Source organism: Pontibacter liquoris, from assembly GCF_022758235.1.
In the GTDB taxonomy this organism is placed as follows: domain Bacteria; phylum Bacteroidota; class Bacteroidia; order Cytophagales; family Hymenobacteraceae; genus Pontibacter; species Pontibacter liquoris.
Genome location: NZ_JALEBG010000001.1, coordinates 185,667 through 205,958 on the forward strand (window position 1 = coordinate 185,667; position 20,292 = coordinate 205,958).

Consider the following 20,292-nt stretch of genomic DNA (forward strand, 5'->3'; position numbering starts at 1 on the left):
AAGGTCTGTCAGGTTAAATGCCAGGTACAAATTTGGGGTCCAGGCCCATGTAATACTCCAGGGTCTTGTCAGGCTTTTCCAGTTCCTGGGGTATCGATCTTTTGGAAAAGGTCTGGAAGTATAGCAGGCACGAATTGCGCCACCAGGTCGCCTCTTTCTCCTGCATGGCCAGGAACATTTTCACGTGTTGAAATCTTTCTTCATCCACCAGTTCCTGCAGGTTGTCCCAGGTCTGCTGCATCTGGCGCACCGTGTCCACGCCGCTGCTATACTTGTAACAGAGCTCGTTCCACAGCGTTCTGCCGGAGTTCATTTTGTAATCCCAGCCTACATGGTGGAACCAGAGCAGGTAGGACTCGGGCACTTTTTTAAGGGAGCCGAATTGCCTGGCCACCGGCGCGAAGTACTGTTCAACAGCGTTGCTGCCGGTTTTGGTGCGGTCAAAGCCGATGCCTTCACCATCGGCGCGGTGGTAGTATACGGCCGTCCAGTCGGCGCGGTGCTTGTTGTTTACCCAGGGGCCGGGTCCGTAATGGTGGTCCCAGGCCATAAGGTGGTGCAGGCCCAGCGGCGTCATATAATTCACGATGGCCTCGCGCGAGTGCAGCAGTATGTTTTTGACAGGCGCTACAAACGTGTTGTTGTTGGTAAAGGTCATCTTCAGCCACTCGTCTGCCAGTTTTTCAGAAGACAAGGTATGATCCCAGGCCAGGCGGCCGAAGCTATACCAGTTAGCCTGGCCAAACTGATGCCCCGTCCAGTTGCGTTCAGTTCCAATGTTGGCCACGCCGGCTATACCTGTTAAAGGGTGCCGATCCAGGGTACCGTCCACTACTTTGGCCACGGTAGCGCCTTTGCCTTTGGCGTAGGTATCCGCCCCCAGCACCTCTTTGAACAGCGGAGCAAGATAGGCCAGCGTGGTGCCCTGCCCCAGGTACTCCTGCGTGAGCTGGAATTCCATCATCAGCGGGGTTTTGGGCATGGCGCCAAACAGGGGGTGGAAGGGCTCGCGCGGCTGGAAATCAACGGGGCCGTTCTTTACCTGCACCAGCACGTTGTCGCGGAACTGGCCATCCAGCGGCTTGAATTCGTTGTAGGCTTGTTTAGCGCGGTCTTGGGGTTCTTCGTTGCTGTAGACAAAAGCCCGCCACATCACAATGCCGCCCTTTGGGGCAACGGCATCGGCCAGCATGTTGGCGCCATCGGCATGCGAGCGGCCATAGTTCTGCGGACCGGGCTGTCCTTCGGAGTTCGCTTTTACCAGGAAGCCGCCGAAATCAGGCACGTAAGTATAAATCTCTGCTGTTTTCTGTTTCCACCAGGCGCGTACCTGCTCATCCAGCGGGTCGGCTGTTTTCAGGCCGCCAATCTCAATGGGCGCACTGAAGCGGGCAGTCAGGTATACTTTAAGGCCATAAGGGCGGAAGGCATCGGCCAGGGCCGCTACTTTTACCAGGTACTCCGGGGTAAGCACAAGGGCGTTGGCATTCACATTGGTCAGCACCGTGCCGTTGATGCCCACGGAAGCATTCGCGCGGGCATAATCAAGGTAGCGCTGGTCGATGTAGCCCGGCAGGCGGTGCCAGTCCCAGAGCGAAAACCCGGCGTAGCCGCGTTCCACGGTCCGGTCCAGGTTGTCCCAGTGGTTGAGCACGCGGTGCTTTATTTTAGGCGCGCTGGCCACAGAGAGCGTGCTGATATCCTCTTGCGTTTGCAGGAGCCGCAGAAGGTGAAAACTCCCATACAGCACGCCCACATCGGTGTTGGCCGCGACCACGGTATACTTCTGGCCGCCCTGGGTGGTGGTAAGCAGCAGGTAGCCTTCGTCGCCGGCAGCTTTCAGCTTTTCTGTTAGGTTAAGCTCTTTTATGAGCGTTGAGCTGGCAGGCGTGCCAGCCAAAAGTATGCGTTGCTGCGAAGGAGCCTGCCGGGCAGGTATGGGCTGGCCCAGTAGGCCGCTGAGCCCCGCCTGCAGTTCTTTCTGCGCGGCGGCAAGGGTAGGAGAGTTGCCCTGCACCACAATCTCCTGCACCGCTTGCCGGTATGCCTGCAGCCGGGCGGCATCGGGCACCTGCTCATACCTTAGCCAAAGCCGGTAGCCGTCTTCGGCCAGCAGTTTCTGGCCGACTGCAGTAAAAGCCAGCAGCAGCAGTAAAAGGCAGACAGATTTATACATCATATGCGAGGCATTGCTATACTTGCTAAAAAGGCTTCAGGGTACGTAGCAGGCTATACGTGCGTTTTTCGCTGCGATGATTCCCGCACTACCAGCTCCGAGCGCAGCGTGATGGTGTTGGTGATCGTCACATCCGAGGCGCCATCCAGGTAATTGATCAGGCTCCGCACTGCCACTTCGCCCATCTCATAGCCCGGGTAATCCACACTGGTCAGGTTGGGCTCTATCACCCGCGTAATCGGGTCGTTGTTAAAACCCACCACGGCCATATTGCCCGGAATGGCAATGCCCGCCTGCTTGAGGGTTTTCATGCAGCTCACCGCACAGTTATCGTTGGCTACAAAAAGGCCATCGGGCACGGGGTGCATGGTTAAGAGCTGCTGCGCTGCGGCTATACCTGCTTCTTCGCTCAGGTCTGTGGGAATAACCATAGAGTCGCTAAACGGTATGTTGTGGTCCAGCAAGGCATACTTAAAGCCCTTCAATCGGTCCTTGTACACATTTATTTTCAGGTTGCCACTGATGTGGACGAGATGCTGGCAGCCCTGCGCGAGCAGGTGCGACGTAGCTTTGTAAGCCGCCTGGATATTATCGATCACAATGCTGGTGCAGTTCCTGTTTTCGGGCACCCTGTCGTAGAACAGCAGCGGAATGCCCTTGTGGAAGAAAGGTGTAAAGTGATCTGTGTTCTCCGTGTCGTAAGCCAGAGATACCAGCAGGCCATCCACCCGGTTATCGAACATGGTTTTGGCGTTGGCGATTTCTTTCTGCACGTTTTCAAGCGACTGGCTGATGATCAGGTTGTAACCAGCATCGTTGGCTACTTTCTCCATCCCGGCCATCACCGACGACTGAAAGCTACTGTTGAGTTGCGGCACGATCACCCCAATGGTATGGGTGCGCTGCCTGCGCAGGTTGCTGGCAAAAGCATTCGAGCGGTAGCCCATCCGGCTGGCCGCTGCCAGTATCTTCTGCCTAGTATCTTTCTTTACAGCCGGATGGTTGTTGAGGCCCCTGCTTACAGTAGTAGGGGAGATGGACAACGCGCTGGCTATATCATAAATGGTGATTTCTTTTTCCATAAAGCGGTATTCGGTCGCACGTCGGCAGTAAATGAAACCGATTGCATAAAGGTGTAATCTACTTCCGGGTTTCTGCTTAAAAGCCAGTAAAGTGAGTGCTTAGTTGCTACAATTTAAATTAAATAATTTTATCAGCGCTACTTTTTCAGGAAATATTCTAAACTAAGGGTAGAAAAAGCGTATAAGTTGCGCCGGGCAGGTTATTTTGTGGGCTTAAACAAGTCCCGATAAAAAGTTTTTGCAATCGGTTGCGTAAATGACTTTAAATTTTGATGTTTACTAAGCAGTGAGTAGTAGCTTACCTTTCAAGGTATAAGCACAAGGCAAAAGCAGTAGTAGCTATTTCTAAGCTGTCCGCAGCTAAAACCAGAACATAACAACACCGCAGGTGTGCTCAAAACATGAGGAAATTGCCCCTTTGCCTATTCTTTTTACTGCTGTCCTGCGGTCTTAGCTGCTGGGCTTTCTCGTCTTTTGGCGCGGTCAGGCTGCCCTACCTGGTAAGCGATGGCATGGTGCTGCAGCGAAATGCCAGAATCAATATATGGGGATGGGCTGATGCCGGGGAGAAAGTAAAGGTGCGCTTCAGGGGCAAAACTTACAAGGCTACTACCGGCGCGAACGGAAAATGGCGCGTGCTACTTGCGCCCCTGCCCGCGGGTGGCCCTTATACCATGCAGATAGACGGCAGCAACCACCTCACCCTAAACGACATCCTGTTGGGCGATGTATGGGTGTGCGCCGGGCAGTCGAATATGGTGCACCAGATGAAGCTGCACAACATCCGCTATGTCCAGGACATTGCGCAGGCCAACTATCCGCAGATACGGCACTTCTGGATCCCGACGGCTACAAACCTGCAAGGCCCTGTCGATCGGTTGCCTTCGGGCAGCTGGAAAGCGGCCAATCCGCAGGACGTAAATGAATTTTCGGCGGTCGCCTACTTCTTTGCCCGCAAGCTCTATAACCAGTACCATGTTCCCATTGGCCTGATCAACGCCAGCGTGGGCGGCACGCCCATCGAAGCCTGGATGAGCGTAGAAGGCCTGAAAGACTTCCCGGCTAGTATTGCGACCATCGCCAGAAACCAGGATACGAGTTACGTGCAAAGTATAAACCGCCGCGCAATGGCTGCTGCAGCGGCTAACCAAGCAAAACCGGAGCAGGACAAAGGCCTGACGGGGGAAGTGAAATGGTACGACCCAGCGTATGTTCCGAAGAACTGGCAGAACGTTAACATTCCCGGCTACTGGGAAGACCAGGGCGTCCGGGACCTGGACGGCGTGGTGTGGTACCGGCGCGAAATAGAGGTGCCCGCAGCCATGACAGGTGTGCCGGCCAAGGTGTTTTTGGGCAGGATCGTGGATGCGGATTATCTCTACATTAATGGCCGGCAGGTGGGCAACACCACTTACCAGTACCCGCAGCGCAGGTATAGCCTGGCGGCCGGCGTTTTAAAGGCCGGCAAGAACCTGCTGGTGGTGCGGGTGCTTAACTCCGGCGGCAAAGGCGGCTTTGTGCCGGATAAGCCGTATTCTATTCAGGCCAACGGGCAGACACTGGACCTGAAAGGAATCTGGCAGTACAAAGTAGGGGAAGTATACCGGCCCGGTGCCGTCGAGGTGAGTGGTCTGAATGCCCAGAATCAGCCCACCGCTTTGTATAATGCCATGGTAGCGCCGGCGGTTAACTATACCATCAAAGGCATTTTGTGGTACCAGGGGGAGAGCAATGCCGCAGCTCCGGAGGCATACAAAAAGCTGTTGCCGGCCCTGATACAGGATTGGCGGGAGAAGTGGCAGCAGGGAGCTCTTCCGTTCCTGTACGTGCAGTTACCCAACTTTATGGAGGCCGCCTACCTGCCGGCCGAAAGCAACTGGGCCCTGATGCGGGAAGCTGCCCTGCAGACGCTGGCAGTGCCCAACACCGCCATGGCCATCACCATCGACCTGGGGGAGTGGAACGACATTCACCCGGACAACAAAAAGGACGTAGGGGAGCGGCTGGCGCTTGCCGCCCAAAAGCTGGCATATGGCGAGAAGCACCTTGTTTCCTCGGGGCCGCTGTACCAGTCTGCCAAAGTAACGGGCGATAAGATCAGCATCCGTTTTACAGATACCGGCAGCGGGCTGGTGGCTATTGATGGGGAAGAGCTTGCGCGCTTTGCCATTGCCGGCGAGGATAAGCAGTTTGTCTGGGCAAAGGCAAAGATTGTGGGCGATACTGTGGAAGTATGGAGCGAGGAAGTGCCGCAACCCAGGTATGTGCGCTACGCCTGGGCCAATAATCCGTTTGGTGCTAATTTATACAACAAAGAAGGGCTGCCGGCCTCTCCGTTCCGCACGGATTTATAGTTTATGGCTGTCGTGCGATAATGAAAGTCTATAAAACGAGCTTGTGTTTTCAGAAGAGGATACCGCAGCCGGATTGCCGATTATCTAATGCGCATACCTCTTTTTAACGGATTTATACTTGATACTCTTTAATTTATCTAATTACACAAAATAAACTATGTCATTATTACAAAGCTGGCGATGGTATGGCCCCAACGACCCGGTATCGCTGCAGGATGTGAAACAGGCGGGCGCCACTGGTATTGTGAGTGCCCTGCACCATGTGCCGCACGGAGAAGTATGGCCGCTGGCCGAAATACAGGAACGCAAACGCATCATCGAAGCGGCCGGCCTGCAGTGGGTGGTGGTGGAGAGCGTGCCGGTGCACGAAGCTATCAAAACCCGTAGTGCCGACTGCGAAGTATACCTGGAAAACTACCGCCAGACACTCCGCAACCTGGCTGCCTGCGGCATCCGCACGGTGTGCTACAACTTTATGCCCGTGCTCGACTGGACCCGCACCAATATTGCCTATGAGCTCTGGAACGGCGCCAAAGCCTTATACTTTAACTGGGTGGACCTGGCTGTTTTCGATTTGTTTATCCTCCAAAGAGAAGGGGCTGAAAATGATTATACCCCGACCGTGGTGCAGCAGGCGCAGGAGCGGTATGAGAACTGCTCTGCAGAAGACCTGGAGGCCCTTTGCGACATCATCCTGATGGGCGTGCCCACTGAGGAAAGCGTGACCGTAGAAACCCTGCGCCAAAGTATAGAAGTCTATAAAAGAATCGGACCGGACGGGCTGCGCAGCAACCTGACCTACTTCCTGGAAGCCATTATGGACGTGTGCGAGGACAACGGCATCGCCATGACCATTCACCCCGACGACCCACCATTCGCTATCCTTGGCCTGCCGCGTATTGCCAGCACAAAAGAAGACCTGCTCCACATCATCAACACCGTGGACCGGCCGGCAAACGGCATTTGCTTCTGCACCGGCTCGCTTGGCGCGGGGGTGCACAACAACCCGGTCGATATTCTCAAAGCTGTTGGCCACCGCGTATACTTTGCCCACCTGCGCAATGTGCTCAAAGATACGGAGGGCAACTTTTATGAATCCGACCACCTGACAGGCGACGTGGACATGTATGGGGTGATGCGCGAGCTGATCGCCTTGAACCAGGAGCGGCAGCTGCCTATTCCGTTCCGCCCCGACCACGGCCACCAGATGCTCGACGACCTGCAGAAAGTCACCAACCCGGGCTACTCGGCTATTGGGCGCCTGCGGGGACTGGCTGAGCTGCGCGGCCTGGAGATGGGCATTGCCAAATCAGTAGCAAGTTAACATGGACATGCCTGACAATACCAACCTACACGCCGCCAGCGGAGTAAGACCCGCTCAGGGGGCGGCAGGCTTTATGGGCGAGGATTTCCTGCTGCAAACCGAAACAGCCCGGCAACTGTACCACGACTACGCCAAAAACCTGCCCATTATCGATTACCACTGCCATTTGTCGCCGGAGGTAATTGCCCGCAACGCGCCTTTCCCGAACATGACGGCACTCTGGCTGGCCGGCGACCATTACAAATGGCGCGCCCTGCGCACGCTGGGCGTGGAGGAGCACTATATTACCGGCGCTGCCACTGACGAGGAGAAATTTGTGAAATGGGCAGAGGCCGTGCCTTATACCATGCGTAACCCGCTCTACCACTGGGCGCACATGGAGCTGAAAAATCCCTTTGGTACTACCGAATTGTTGTCTGGAGAGAATGCGCGCCAGGTGTATGCCCGCTGCAACGCGCTGTTGCCACAGCCGGCTTTTACACCGCAGGGTTTGCTGGCGCATTTCAACGTGGAGATGGTGGGCACTACCGACGATCCAATCGATGCGCTGACTTTTCATCAGCAGCTGGCCGCCTCGTCTTTCCCTGTAAAAGTGCTGCCCTCTTTTCGGCCCGATAAGGTGCTGCAGCTAACCGGAGGTAATGATTTCAGAACCTATATCGGGCAGCTGTCGGCGGCAAGTAACGTCAGCATCACCAGTATAAATACCTTGCTTGAGGCCCTGCAACAGCGCGTGGATTATTTCCATAGCAACGGTTGCCGTTTGGCAGACCACGGCTTGGTGCACCTGCCGCTACCAGGCAAAAGCAGCGGCAACCTGGCAAAAACCTTTGCCGCTGTGCTAGCCGGAGATGATGCTAGTGCCGCCTCCTGCCAGAACGAATTTGCTGGGTTTATACTTTTGGCGCTCTGCCGCATGTATAGCCGCAAAGGCTGGGTGCAACAGTTTCACCTAGGCCCGTTGCGCAATACCAATACGCGTATGCTGCAGACCAACGGCCCCGATACCGGCTATGATTCCATCGGCGATTTTCGGCAGGCAGCAGCCATGGCCGCTTTCTTTGATGAGCTGGAACAGAAGGGAGCACTGGCTAAAACCATCATCTACAACCTGAACCCGGCCGACAATGCCACCTTCGCCGCCATGATTGGCAACTTCCAGCAAAGCGGCATCAAAGGCAAAATGCAGTTCGGCTCGGCCTGGTGGTTCCTCGACCAGCTGGATGGCATGACCAACCAACTGAATGCGCTTTCCAATATGGGCCTGATCAGCTGCTTTATCGGCATGCTTACTGATTCGCGCAGCTTTCTTTCCTACTCGCGGCACGAGTATTTCAGGCGGCTGCTGTGCAATCTCTTCGGCAACGATGTGGCGCAGGGCCTGCTGCCGGCCGATATACCGTGGCTCGGGAAAATGGTGCAGGACATCTGCTATTACAACGCTAAAAACTACTTTCCGCTTACTTAAAAAATATCGAACCCATGTAATCGTACTTGTATGAACGCACCGCTCACCACCACTGAACCCATTACCGAAACCGTTAAAATAGGTTCGTACCGTTGGACCATCTGCGCCCTGGTGTTTGCAGCTAGCACCATCAACTACCTCGACCGTCTGGTTGGTAATCCATTACCTGTCGCCGCGCATGAAGCCGGTAGTTTTTGTGAGAGATTTTAGACGTTAGATTTTAGACAGTAGACAAGGGCTATCAACAGCCTTCCGCGTTCGCTGCTCTGGCAGCTGAAAAGGATTTAAGGAAACGGCTACGGCGGTTAACTTAACTTAGAACTGGTTTCAAGCTTTCCGGGAGGGGAATAATCATGTAGAATAGATTCTCCCCTTGAAAGGAGTTTGAGGGGGTAGACCGAACGCTTTGTTGCCAGATATTTTTTCAGTTCAGCAGGTAATCAGAATAAATACCTATAAAAGCCTTTTAACAAAAAACAAGTATGACAGCACATCTACCTTTCAAGCAGGCTGCCTTCGCCCTGTTGCTTGCCTCTCTTCTGGCTGGCGGTTGCCAGAGCACGGGTTCGGAAACGCAGACGAAACAGCCCGATGCAGCTCCGGCAACGGCAGCGCAACCAGCTCCCATCCTGGGGCCGCTGGTAACCGACATCTATACGGCCGACCCTTCGGCGCATGTATTCAACGGTAAAATTTACGTGTACCCGTCGCACGACATTGATGCCGGTATCCCCGAAAAAGACGACGGCTCGCACTTTGCTATGACGGATTATCATATCCTGTCGATGGACAGCGTAGGCGGCAAGGTCACCGATCATGGTGTGGCGCTGGATTTAAAGGATGTGCCCTGGGCGGGGCGGCAAATGTGGGCGCCGGATGCCGCTTACAAAGATGGCGCGTATTATTTATACTTCCCGGCCAAAGACAAGCAGGATGTGTTCCGCATTGGCGTAGCTACAAGCACCTCACCCAGCGGGCCGTTTAAAGCTGAGCCTGCGCCCATTACAGGTAGTAACAGCATCGATCCCACCGTTTTTAAAGACGATAACGGCGATTACTATATGTACTTCGGCGGTATCTGGGGCGGGCAGTTGCAGCGCTGGAGCAGTGGCAAGTATATCCAGGCCGATACTTACCCTGCCGACGACCAGCCGGCGCTCAGCCCCAAGGTGGCCAGGCTGGCCGATGATATGAAAAGCTTTGACGGCGCGGTGCAGGATGTGCAGATACTGGGCAAAGACGGCAAGCCGCTGCTGGCAAAAGACAATGACAAGCGCTTTTTTGAGGCTGCCTGGCTGCACAAGTATAACGGCAAGTATTACTTCTCATACTCCACCGGCGACACACACAACATCGCCTACGCCATTGGCGATAGCCCGGTGGGACCCTTCACCTACCAGGGCGTTATCCTGAAGCCGGTGCTTGGCTGGACCAACCATCACTCCATTATTGAGAAAGACGGCAAATGGTACCTCTTCTTCCACGACAGCTCGCTATCGGGCGGCAAAACGCACCTGCGCAGTGTGAAAGTAACCGAGCTGAAGTATAACCCCGACGGCACCATCCGACCCATCGACGCGATGGTGAAAAGCTAAGCTTTCACATCCACCAAACAAAAAAATGCCTGCACGAACTGCAGGCATTTTCTATTTTATCAGAACAAGTATAATTACCAGACATAGGTGCCCACAGCGCCGGCAGCCAGCCGGGTGGTTACCTGTTTGTCTTCGGAGCTGATGTTGAACGCCTGTTCTGTTTTGCCCGTGTTGATCACGACCACTACGAGCTTGCCATTTGGGGTTTTGTAAGCCACGTTGGGCAGCGCGGCCGGCATGTTGGAGGCAATACGCACAGAGCCGGGGCGGGCAAATTTGGAGGCATGCGCCACAATATAGTAAGCCGGGTTGCGCGTTACGCTATTGCCGGCAATCGTGATGGCACCCAGGCACTCGGTGCAGCCTCCCGGTGTATGCGGGTTTTGCTCCGGGTCGGCGGCCAGGTTCCATTCCAGCACGGTTTTGGCCCAGTTGCGGGGCGCCCCGATCATCAGGGTTTCTACGTGCCAGGCCAGGTCTTTGGGGAAGTCGCCGGGGGCGCCGATCCACTGCTCGGTAAAGTATAAATTTTTGTCGGGGTGCGCTTCATGCACTTTTGATAAGGCATCGATGGTGCCGCCGTACAAATGGAAAGCCGAGCCATCCACATACTTGCGGGCTTCCGGGTCATTCAGAATGGTGATTGGGTAATCCGGGCGGTCAGCATTGTGGTCATATACAATGATCTTGGTGTCGAGGTTGGCGGCCTTAAACGCAGGTCCCAGGCTTTTCTTTACAAACACGGTCTGGTCTTCGGCCAGCATCAGCAGGCTGGGGTTATTGCCCGGGTGCAGCGGCTCGTTTTGTATGGTGATCGCATCGATCCGGATGCCTTCGGCGGACATGCCCTGGATATACTTTACGAAGTATTGCGCATAGGCATCATAGAATTCCGGCTTCAGGCTGCCGCCTTTCGAGTTGTTGTTGGTCTTCATCCAGGTAGGCGGCGACCAGGGCGAGCCCATGATCTTGATGTCCGGGTTGATGGCCAGGATCTCTTTGAGCACCGGAATGAGGTGTTGCCTGTCGGGTGCCAGGCTGAACCTGGCTAGTGTAGGATCGGTTTGGCCGGCAGGCAGATCATCGTAGGAGAATACCCGGTCGTCGAGGTCGGAGGCGCCGATGCTGAGGCGCAGGTAGCTGATGCCGATGTTGTTGCCTTCGGTGCCGAAGAGTTCCTGCAGCAGGGCTGCGCGCGCTGCCGGCGCCATCTGGTGCAGGAGCATGGCACTGCCGCCTGTCAGTGCATACCCAAAGCCGTCCATGGTCTGGTAGGTCTGTGAGGCATCTACCGTAATAATTGGCAGCTCGTTGGTGCTGTTTCCGAAATGCAGCGCCGTATTTTGCTTTGCAAACAAGGCGGTTTTATCGGGCTTCGTGAGCCACAGGGCTACGGAAGCAGCATCGGCAGGAGAAGAACTGACAGCCTGGGAGGCCATCTCTTTTCTGCAGCCCGAAAACAGGGAGAGCAGCAGCAAAAGGGCGACATACTTGAGTCCGTTTTGCAGCGGCATCCTGCTGCTTTTAACTGCAGTGGCGGAGAATTGCTGCGTGCGGGCTGTACGCATCCGGTTGCCTGCAAACCATGGCCGCACGTTTGCGGCTTTCACTTCCGGACATGCGCCGGCTGAGAACTTATCGGGTAAGGGTTGATCCATAAAGTTAGGGGTTGACTGGTTCTAAAGTTAATAACTATGTAGCGCTCTACACCATTGCTGTTGAAAAAAGCCGGGGACGCACTTTTAAGTCGGGAAGTTGAAACCAGTACCGCATCCCTTTTATACTTAACCCAGAATAAACCGCTGCTATTGAAATGCAACCTTTTGCTACTGTGCCAACACGGCGGCCAACGGGCTGCCACCGGATTGTTCTTTTTGCCGTGCAGCTGCTGCCTCTGCAGCAAGTATGTTCTCGATGCCGGGCAGCAGCGCGTCGGGGTTAAAGGAAATACTGTCGATGCCCTGCTCGACTAAAAACTGCGCAAACGCCGGGAAATCGCTGGGCGCCTGCCCGCACAGGCCTATTTTGGTGCCGGTCTCTTTGGCTGCCCGGATCACCATAGCCATCATGGCTTTGGGCGCGGCGTTCTGCTCGTCAAACAGTTCGCTGATAATAGCCGAGTCGCGGTCAATGCCCAGCGTCAGCTGCGTTAGGTCGTTGGAGCCGATCGAAAAGCCGTCGAACACCTGGGCAAACTCCCGGGCCAGCAACACATTGCTCGGGATCTCGGCCATAACATAAATCTCCAGCCCGTTCTGCCCGCGCTGCAGACCATACTCGGCCATCAGGGCCACCACTTTACGGCCTTCTTCCACGGTGCGGCAGAACGGGATCATGAGCTTAACGTTGGTCAGGCCCATCTCGTCGCGTACCTTTTTCATGGCCTGGCACTCCAGCCCGAAGCCTGCACGGTAACGCGGGTTGTAATAGCGGGAAGCGCCCCGGAAACCCAGCATCGGGTTTTCTTCTACCGGCTCAAATTCCTTTCCCCCGATCAGGTTGGCATACTCGTTAGTCTTAAAATCGCTCATGCGCACAATCACATCCTTGGGGTAAAAAGCGGCCGCAATGGTGGCCACCGACTGCGACAGCTTCTCCACAAAAAATGCTTCCTTGTTCTGGTGATGGGGCGTTAGTTCCGCGATCTGCGCTTTGGCAGCTTCGTCGGACAGGTTCGGGTAATTTACCAGCGCCATCGGGTGGATGCGGATACTATCGTTGATGACAAATTCCAGCCGCATCAGGCCCACGCCATCATTGGGATAAGCAGCCAGCTGAAAGGCTTTATCGGGGTCGCCAAGTATAAACATGACCTTCGTGCGCGGCCGGGTCAGCTGGGCAAAATCCAGTTCCTTTTCCTGCCAGGCAAGTTTGCCGGCATATACCAAACCATTCTGCCCGTCGGTACAGGAAATGGTGAGTTCCTGGCCGTCACGGATCACCTGCGTCGCGTTACCGGTACCCACCACGGCCAGGGCACCCAGCTCGCGGGCCACAATGGCGGCATGGCTGGTGCGCCCGCCCTTGTTCGTAATTATGGCCGATACTTTTTTCAGAATAGGGTCCCAATCGGGCGTGGTGATATCGGTTACCAGGATGTCGCCGGGCTGGAACTGGTGCGCCTGCTGGGGCGAGGCGATAAGCCGGGCCGTGCCAGTGATAATGCGCTGGCCAATGCCCTTGCCGCTGGTGAGCAGCTCGCTGGTTTCGGTTAAGGTATACGTATGGGCTTTCAGGATTTTACCTTCCCGGCTGTGTACGGTCTCGGGGCGGGCCTGCACAATGCTGATCTCGCCTGTTTCGCCGTCTTTTGCCCATTCCACATCCATGGGGCAGCCGTAGTGCTCCTCAATTTTTACAGTCCATTCGGCTACCTGCGTTATTTCGGCATCTGTCAGCACATAGGTTCCACGTTTGGCCTCGGGTGTCTCCACGTTTTTTACAGGACTTTCTTCCTGGTCCGCGGCTTCTGAGTAAATCATGGTCTGGGCCTTGGTGCCCAGTTTTTTACTGATGATGGCCTGTTTGCCCTGCTGCAGCGTTGGTTTAAAGATATAAAACTCATCGGGGTTCACAGTTCCCTGTACCACGTTTTCGCCCAGGCCCCAACTGCCCGTTATCAGCACCACCTGCTTAAAGCCCGATTCCGGGTCGAGGGAAAAGCACACGCCGGCGCTAGCCAGGTCGGAGCGAACCATTTTCTGAATGCCCACCGACAAGTATACTTTCAGGTGATCGAACCCATTATCGAAGCGGTATTTTATGGCCCGAGCGGTAAAAAGCGAGGCATAGCACCGCAGGCAGGCGGTAAGCACCTGCTCCTCGCCCGAGATGTTGAGAAAGGACTCGTGCTGGCCGGCAAAGCTGGCATTGGGCAGGTCCTCGGCGGTGGCGCTGCTCCTGACAGCTACCTGGATGGGGGCTTTATACTGTTGGCAAAGCGCCTGGTAGGCCGTCCGGATGGCATGGGCCACAGCCTCGGGTAATTGCGCCTGCAGCAGCAGGGCCCGGATCTGTTCGCTGATCTCCTGCAGGTTGGCAAAAGTAGTAGTATCCAGCTGGCCCAGGAGCGCTTCGAGTTTCGGCACCAGTTGGTTTTCTTTCAGAAAGTCCTGGTAGGCCCGGGCGGTAGTAGCAAAGCCATTGGGGATTCGGATGTGGTTCCCCGCTAACTCGCGGTACATTTCACCAAGCGACGCATTTTTGCCCCCTACTTCGGGCACGTTGCGGATTGTAATTTGCGCGAATGGCAGGATATATGAAGGCATAATGGAATGGGTTAGATCGTTTGTAATCGTCTGAAACGGGTGCGGGTAGAAGTAATTTGCTGCGGAAATATTATACTTTAAAATTGATTATTTATACGCAAACAGAGGAGGGAATAGCTCATTTCGCAGCATGATAAAAATCATTAGTTGCTGCCAGCTATAGTATAAGCAAGCCCCCTGTTGCTTCTTATACTTCTTGTATTGATGGGCTTAGCTATACTTGCCGGGCGGGTTATAGGATAGCTCGGTCAGTTCGAGCTGGAGCCAGGTAAAATCGCCGGTCTTTAATTTCCAGGTTACCTCGCATTGGTAAGGCACCCGGAAATCCTGGAACACACGATAGCTTTTTGCCCGGACATGCCACTTTTTTAGTGACGTTTTGCCGTTAAAATCGCCATACCGCATCGCTTCGAAAGCGACGAAATCGCCCTGTTCATTAAAAAAGAAAACACCCGACACGGTGATGCTTCCTGCTGTGATCGTGGCCCTGGCTGAGCCCGCATCCAGCGGCTCCCAACGGATATAATCGCGCAGGGCAGCGGAGGGAAACCAGCATGTTTCGGCAAGGTAGCGCAACAGACTGGCCTGGTTCAACTGGTCGGTGCCGCCGGCACGCACCACATTTTTAATGGACAATAATTTGATCAGCATCTCGCCCCGACCGTTTCCATACTTGTCGCGGCCTGTTAAGTAAATGCCCGGGAAGGCCCGCACTTTTGTTTGCCAGATAAACGCCGGTTCATCTGCCCTAAAGTACTGCGTGGCCTTAAATGGCATCCATTTGCCACCAGCTTTTGTACGCATAGCCCCTTTTTGCTTCAGCCTTACAGTATGGGGCAGTGCTGTGCCCTCTACGCCGGATCGTTGCAGCCATTTTTGGACCACGGGCGGCAAATGCGCCATTAGTTGGGGCGTAACAAGGGTTTGGGTACCTGGTGGTTTGGCAAGCAGGGCCGTTACTTCGCCGGCTACCTGTTTGTTAAACTTCCGATCGGCATAGTATAGCAGGCCTGCCAGCACTACCAGGGCACTGGCGATAATGCCGAACCAAGCGACCGGCATCTGCTGCGCCAGGAACGTGCTGTTACCATAGCCAAATCCCACCTCATAAAGCAGGCCTTGCAACAGGAGCAGGGAAAGCAGGGAGCATGCCATCGTAAAAGGCTGTCAGGAAAGTGGAGCAGAGCGGCTACAAAGGCGGGTACTGATGTTTGCGGCGGGGCCGCCTGGCAAGCAAGCTGACCGTAACTCCCAGCAGCGCGCCCAGGGCAATGTAGCGCCCTTTGTTAATGCGAACAAACCGCGTTTCATTGGGGGTTACCTCAATGAACCCGATCGGTTTGGCCGACAGGCCTCCGCCCATGCCGCCCCCTTCGCCGTTAGCCTCGGCCGGGTTGGATGGCGCGGTAGCCTTGCCGTTTTTATCGCCAAAGCCGCCCCCGAAACCGAAGGCTACTTGGGCTACGGGTATAATGGTTTTGCCTTGTGTTTCGATCGGCTCGCCGTATACTTTTTTAACAGTAGCAGTTCGGGAAAATATTTCCGGAAGCGAGGCGAAAAGCTGTTTGAAAGAAGTAGTTTCCATATGCTGTAAAGTAAAGTATGAGAATAGTTAAAAGGAGGCGCTCAGCCGGTGCGGGCTGTTACAGGAAGGGTGCGTGCTGTATACTTTAGTTTACGAAAGGACATGACAGAGGTCATTTTTTATTTTGGGCAGGTAACGCTATCTTTAACTACTGCCAGCTGGTTTATGGCTGCTGATTTTCCGGTTGCGTACCATATATAACTTCCTGGTGTTGCCGGTGGTGTTAGGTGCGCCGGTGCTGCACAGGCCTTTAACGGACATACACATTTTAAGCCATCGCAATATGCTATCCGCTTCGTCCGCCCGTTCGCCTGATTACCTGCGGCTCCTGTTGTATGTTTTGGTAATCAGCCTGTTGATGTACCTGGGGCAGCCGCTGCTGGTGCCTTTAAGCTTTGCGCTGCTGATCAGTTTTGTGTTGTACCCGGTCTGCCGTTGGCTGGAGCGCCATCACGTACCGCGGTTTCTGGCTATTGGGCTGGCTTTACTGGCACTGGGCGTTGCCGCGGGCGGGCTGCTCTTTCTGCTGGCAAACCAGTTTATACAATTTTCGCGGGAGTGGCCTTCGCTGCAGGGCAAAATAACGGCTTTGCTAGCGCAGGTAAGCCGCTACCTGGCGCTGCACTTTAACCTGCCGCTTACCAGGCAGGCACTTTGGGTGGAGCAAATGCTGCTGAGTGGCGCCTCGCAGCTGTTGCCCGTGGTGCAGCAACTGGCCTATAGCTCAGCGGTAGGGTTTGTGCTGCTCATACTTATTCCGTTTTATAGTGCCCTGATTCTATACTACCGGGAGGAGTTTGCGAGATCCCTGGTGCACTTTTTTCCGCCAGCCGAAGCCGCCAAAGTGCACTTCATTCTGCGGCAAACCATCACCACCTTCTATAATTTTATCAAAGGCATGGCGCTGGTATACCTGATTGTTGCCTTGCTGAATGTGGTGGGCCTGCTGCTGCTGGGTATTCCGCATGCGGTGCTGTTCGGTGTGGTAGCTTCTTTGCTGACCTTTATTCCGTATGTGGGCATAACGCTGGGCTCGCTGCTGCCCATTACCATGGCCTGGCTGACCTATGATTCTGTCTGGTATCCGTTGGGGGTAGTGGCCGTTTTTACAGTGGTGCAGTACCTGGAAGCCAATGTTATTTTCCCCATGGCTGTTTCTTATCGCTTGCAGGTAAATACGCTTTTCATGATCCTGGCCATTGTAGCAGGCGGGCTGATCTGGGGAGGCGCCGGCATGATCCTGTTTGTGCCTTTCCTGGGGATTTTAAAGCTGGTCGCCGACCAGGTGGAGCGCTGGCAACCGGTCGGGCGGCTCCTGGGGATTGGTACCCGCACATATGCGGCCCGCAACCAGGTGCCGCAGCACTAAAGTGACCGGGAGAAGTATAGGGGCAGTGGGGCGCAAGCCTGTCGTGTTCTCGTGTTCCATACTGTTCCGGGGAGATTTGAAACAGCAAAAGTATATGATGCTACGCAGCGTTGGTAGCAACCAACCACAAGTATAAAAAGCGGGTAAGGTACCCCTGTTAAATCTTTAACGTCAGCAGATATGAAAACTATTTTAGTTCCGACCGATTTTTCGCCAGAGGCACGCAAAGCGTTTTCTTACGCCCTGCATATGGCCAGCACCGCACAGGCGGAAGTGGTGCTGTTTCATGCTTTTCACCAACCAATTCCGGTATCCAGTGCTTACCGGCTAGACGAAACAATTTCAATGCTGGAAAAAGAAAAACGGGAGCAACTGATCTTGTGGGCCGCAGACGCGGAAGAGGACCAGTATAAAGATTTTTACTGGGAGTTTAACGCAAAGCAAGGTGCCGGAGCAGAAAAGCAAGCCACCCTGACCTCAGGTACAAGCGGTTTTCATACTATCCAGATGCCGCCTGCGCCGGATAAGAGCGTAAGGATTACCTGCGTGAGCAAATTTGGCCTGGCTGCCGACGAAATTAACCAGGCGGCGCTCACCTACCAGGCCGACCTGGTACTGATCAGCAGCAGGGGAGCCGACGCGGTGGAGCAGGCCCTGCTGGGCAGTACGGTGGCTGCGGTTATCTCTTACTGCCAGGTGCCGGTCCTGACCTTGCCGCAGCAGACAGAATTCAAACAGCTACGATCGTTTGTCTTTGCGGCCGACCTGCAGCACCTGGCTGACAACGAAGCCCTGACCTATTTGCAAACCCTGGTAAAAGCTTTTCAGGCAAACCTGCATGTTGTGCACTTCTACCAGGAGAAAACGCTGCTGCCTGCCCAAATTCAGGGTATGAAAGGTATAAGCGCCCTTGATAACCGGTTGTCGGATGTCAGTTACAGGGTATACTTCCGGCAGCGCACAGATATTGTGGCTGGCATTTATGAATTTGTGCAGCAGCAGCAAGCCGATCTGCTGGTGCTGGTGCCGCAGCCGCATACTTTTCTGGAGGTCTTGCTGAGCAGGAGCGTAACGGGTAAAATAACCGAACAGGGCTTTATTCCTTTTCTCACATTGCCGGACCCCACCCGGCTGGCAGCCGATAAACCAGCCAGCGGCAGTATGTTGGGGTAAAAGCCCTCGAAACAAGGCGGTCCTTTCCATTTAAGCATTCTTACCAAAGTATAGCCAGCAGCACACAGGTTTTGAGCAGGCCGGGTAAGGTATGCCCATTTCTGCCGGTTGGTGCTTACCACGCACGCATGCCCGGATGTCAGAACATACTCTGCGGCAGGTCTGCTAAGCTGCCTGCTCCCCAAGTAGAGCGCTTTCCAAACAAATTTCAGGCATTCTTTTCTTCCTCCGGCGGGTAATGCCTAGCAGGTCAGGGGAATAGGCTTGTTTCTGTCTATGCCGGTTTGTGCGATATTTTAAAACTAATTTGCATAAACATTAGGGTTTAAAATTATTTCTCTCTTATTTTATGCCTAAATAAAGTGTTCACTCACTTTATATGTTTTATCGGATGCGTTTTCGTGCAGGAAATTTCTGCAAGCCTTTTATGCTGGCTCAGGAAGGTGGCAGCCCGGCATGGACAAAGCAACAGCGTTGTCTTGCCGCAGGTCGTGCCCGCAGCGCGCAGCATGAACAGACAGAAAGCACGAAGTAAAACAAAATCACCGGTTATTTTTATACGCTAACATAGTGACTTTTCGCATGAGGTTTTTGCTCCATTTTATGCTGCCGCTCATGGTTTTAGCCCTCGTAAGCAGTGCTTGTACAAAGCCATTGCAAACGGCCGGGACTACTGTTTCTCAGGCAGGAGATAAGGCGCCTGCTGCAGGCCTGGTAACAGGCGCCGACCAGGTAGCCGAATACCTGCCTTACCTGAAAGGCAAACGCGTAGGCATGGTCGTGAACCCTACGTCCATCATTGGCAAAACGCCTAGCGTAGACAGCCTACGAGCTTTGGGTGTGAACATTGTCCGCATCTTCGGTCCGGAGCATGGCTTTCGGGGCAATGCCAGCGCCGGCGCGAAAGTGGATGACAGCGTAGACCCCGCTACCGGCATTCCGGTTTTTTCGCTTTACGGTAAAACACACAAGCCTACAAAAGAGAGCCTGGCTGATATCGACGTGCTGGTTTTTGATATCCAGGACGTAGGCGCCCGGTTTTATACTTATATCGGCACCATGCACCGCGTGATGGAAGCCTGCGCCGAAAATGGCAAGGAGCTGCTGATTCTGGACAGGCCTAACCCGAATGGCTACCTGGTAGACGGCCCCGTGCTGGACATGGCCCTGAAATCCGGCATTGGCATGCACCCGGTGCCCATTGCACACGGCATGACGGTAGGGGAATATGCCCAGATGATCAACGGCGAAGGTTGGCTGGCCAACGGCGTAAAATGCCCGATAAAGATCATCAAGGTTCGTAACTATAGCCGCCAGCTGCCTTATACTTTGCCGGTAAACCCGTCGCCTAACCTGAATACGCCCCAATCTATTCTGCTATACCCGTCGCTGTGCCTCTTCGAGGGCACCATCATCAGCCAGGGCCGTGGCACGCACTTCCCCTTCACGGTGCTGGGCAACCCCGACCTGAAAGGCAAGTATGACTTCTCTTTTACCCCCATCAGTATTAACGGCATGAGCGAAACGCCGCTGCACCAGGACAAGGCCTGTTACGGGCTGGACCTGCGCACGTATGACACGGCTGCCCTGCGCCAAAGCGGGCAACTGAACCTGGGCTGGCTGCTGGAAATGTATCAAGCCTATCCTTATAAAGACAAGTTTTTCGATTTTAAGCAGAGTAACCAGATGGGCGACTTTGATAAACTGGCAGGCACCAGGCAGCTTAAAGCGCAGATCATAGCCGGTGCTACCGAAGCCGAGATCCGCCAGAGCTGGGAGCCTGCCCTGAGCCAGTTCAAAAGTATGCGCCAGCAGTATCTGCTTTACCCGTGAGTTTCATCCATACAAGTATACATCAGTCCTTTACCCAATTGCTCTTTAAGAGTAAGGTGCAAGCG

Annotated in this window: 14 protein-coding genes; 8 read left to right on the forward strand and 6 right to left on the reverse strand. The window is 54.5% G+C overall.

Translation table 11 applies throughout. The features are described 5' to 3' along the window. Positions 1–13 precede the first annotated feature (13 nt). On the reverse strand, positions 14–2,176 hold the full coding sequence (locus LWL52_RS00765) for an alpha-glucuronidase family glycosyl hydrolase (protein ID WP_437179349.1): 2,163 nt from the start codon (positions 2,174–2,176) through the stop codon (positions 14–16). Between the two features lie 53 nt (positions 2,177–2,229). Next, the gene (locus tag LWL52_RS00770) at positions 2,230–3,258 is read right to left on the reverse strand and encodes a LacI family DNA-binding transcriptional regulator (RefSeq protein WP_242916219.1); all 1,029 of its coding nucleotides are present in this window, start codon (positions 3,256–3,258) and stop codon (positions 2,230–2,232) included. 401 nt (positions 3,259–3,659) lie between these two features. Between LWL52_RS00770 and LWL52_RS00775 the strand changes: the two genes are divergently transcribed. The 5 genes from LWL52_RS00775 (at position 3,660) to LWL52_RS00795 (ending at position 9,999) form a co-directional block, all read left to right on the forward strand. Then, positions 3,660–5,612 (forward strand): sialate O-acetylesterase, encoded by a 1,953-nt coding sequence (locus LWL52_RS00775; RefSeq protein ID WP_242916220.1) that lies wholly within the window; start codon positions 3,660–3,662, stop codon positions 5,610–5,612. 157 nt (positions 5,613–5,769) lie between these two features. Continuing rightward, complete coding sequence (gene uxuA / locus LWL52_RS00780) at positions 5,770–6,936, forward strand: mannonate dehydratase (protein WP_242916221.1); 1,167 nt, start codon at positions 5,770–5,772, stop codon at positions 6,934–6,936. A gap of 7 nt (positions 6,937–6,943) precedes the next feature. Next, positions 6,944–8,404, forward strand: a complete 1,461-nt coding sequence (gene uxaC / locus LWL52_RS00785; protein WP_242916222.1) for a glucuronate isomerase — start codon at positions 6,944–6,946, stop codon at positions 8,402–8,404. A 30-nt stretch (positions 8,405–8,434) separates the two neighbouring features. Further along, a complete protein-coding gene (locus LWL52_RS00790) occupies positions 8,435–8,614 on the forward strand; it encodes a hypothetical protein (RefSeq protein ID WP_242916223.1) in 180 nt (59 codons plus the stop codon). A gap of 272 nt (positions 8,615–8,886) precedes the next feature. Then, positions 8,887–9,999 carry a glycoside hydrolase family 43 protein gene (locus tag LWL52_RS00795; protein ID WP_242916224.1) on the forward strand — a complete coding sequence of 371 codons (1,113 nt, stop codon included), beginning with the start codon at positions 8,887–8,889 and terminating at the stop codon, positions 9,997–9,999. Between the two features lie 74 nt (positions 10,000–10,073). Here LWL52_RS00795 and LWL52_RS00800 read toward each other — a convergent pair whose 3' ends face one another. From LWL52_RS00800 to LWL52_RS00815, 4 genes are all read right to left on the reverse strand, one after another. Next, on the reverse strand, positions 10,074–11,438 hold the full coding sequence (locus LWL52_RS00800; protein WP_242920619.1) for a glycoside hydrolase family 30 protein: 1,365 nt from the start codon (positions 11,436–11,438) through the stop codon (positions 10,074–10,076). A gap of 387 nt (positions 11,439–11,825) precedes the next feature. Next, a complete protein-coding gene (ppsA, locus tag LWL52_RS00805; RefSeq protein ID WP_242916225.1) occupies positions 11,826–14,267 on the reverse strand; it encodes a phosphoenolpyruvate synthase in 2,442 nt (813 codons plus the stop codon). 210 nt (positions 14,268–14,477) lie between these two features. Continuing rightward, the gene (locus LWL52_RS00810) at positions 14,478–15,422 is read right to left on the reverse strand and encodes a DUF6544 family protein (protein ID WP_242916226.1); all 945 of its coding nucleotides are present in this window, start codon (positions 15,420–15,422) and stop codon (positions 14,478–14,480) included. Positions 15,423–15,456: 34 nt separating this feature from the next. After that, entirely contained in the window at positions 15,457–15,852 is a 396-nt protein-coding gene (locus LWL52_RS00815; RefSeq protein WP_242916227.1) for a spore germination protein GerW family protein, read from the reverse strand. A gap of 283 nt (positions 15,853–16,135) precedes the next feature. Between LWL52_RS00815 and LWL52_RS00820 the strand changes: the two genes are divergently transcribed. The 3 genes from LWL52_RS00820 to LWL52_RS00830 all read left to right on the forward strand — a co-directional run bounded on the left by LWL52_RS00820 (position 16,136) and on the right by LWL52_RS00830 (position 20,227). Beyond that, entirely contained in the window at positions 16,136–17,221 is a 1,086-nt protein-coding gene (locus LWL52_RS00820; RefSeq protein ID WP_242916228.1) for an AI-2E family transporter, read from the forward strand. 180 nt (positions 17,222–17,401) lie between these two features. Next, complete coding sequence (locus tag LWL52_RS00825; protein WP_242916229.1) at positions 17,402–18,394, forward strand: universal stress protein; 993 nt, start codon at positions 17,402–17,404, stop codon at positions 18,392–18,394. A 615-nt stretch (positions 18,395–19,009) separates the two neighbouring features. Next, positions 19,010–20,227, forward strand: a complete 1,218-nt coding sequence (locus tag LWL52_RS00830; RefSeq protein WP_242916230.1) for an exo-beta-N-acetylmuramidase NamZ family protein — start codon at positions 19,010–19,012, stop codon at positions 20,225–20,227. Positions 20,228–20,292 lie beyond the last annotated feature (65 nt).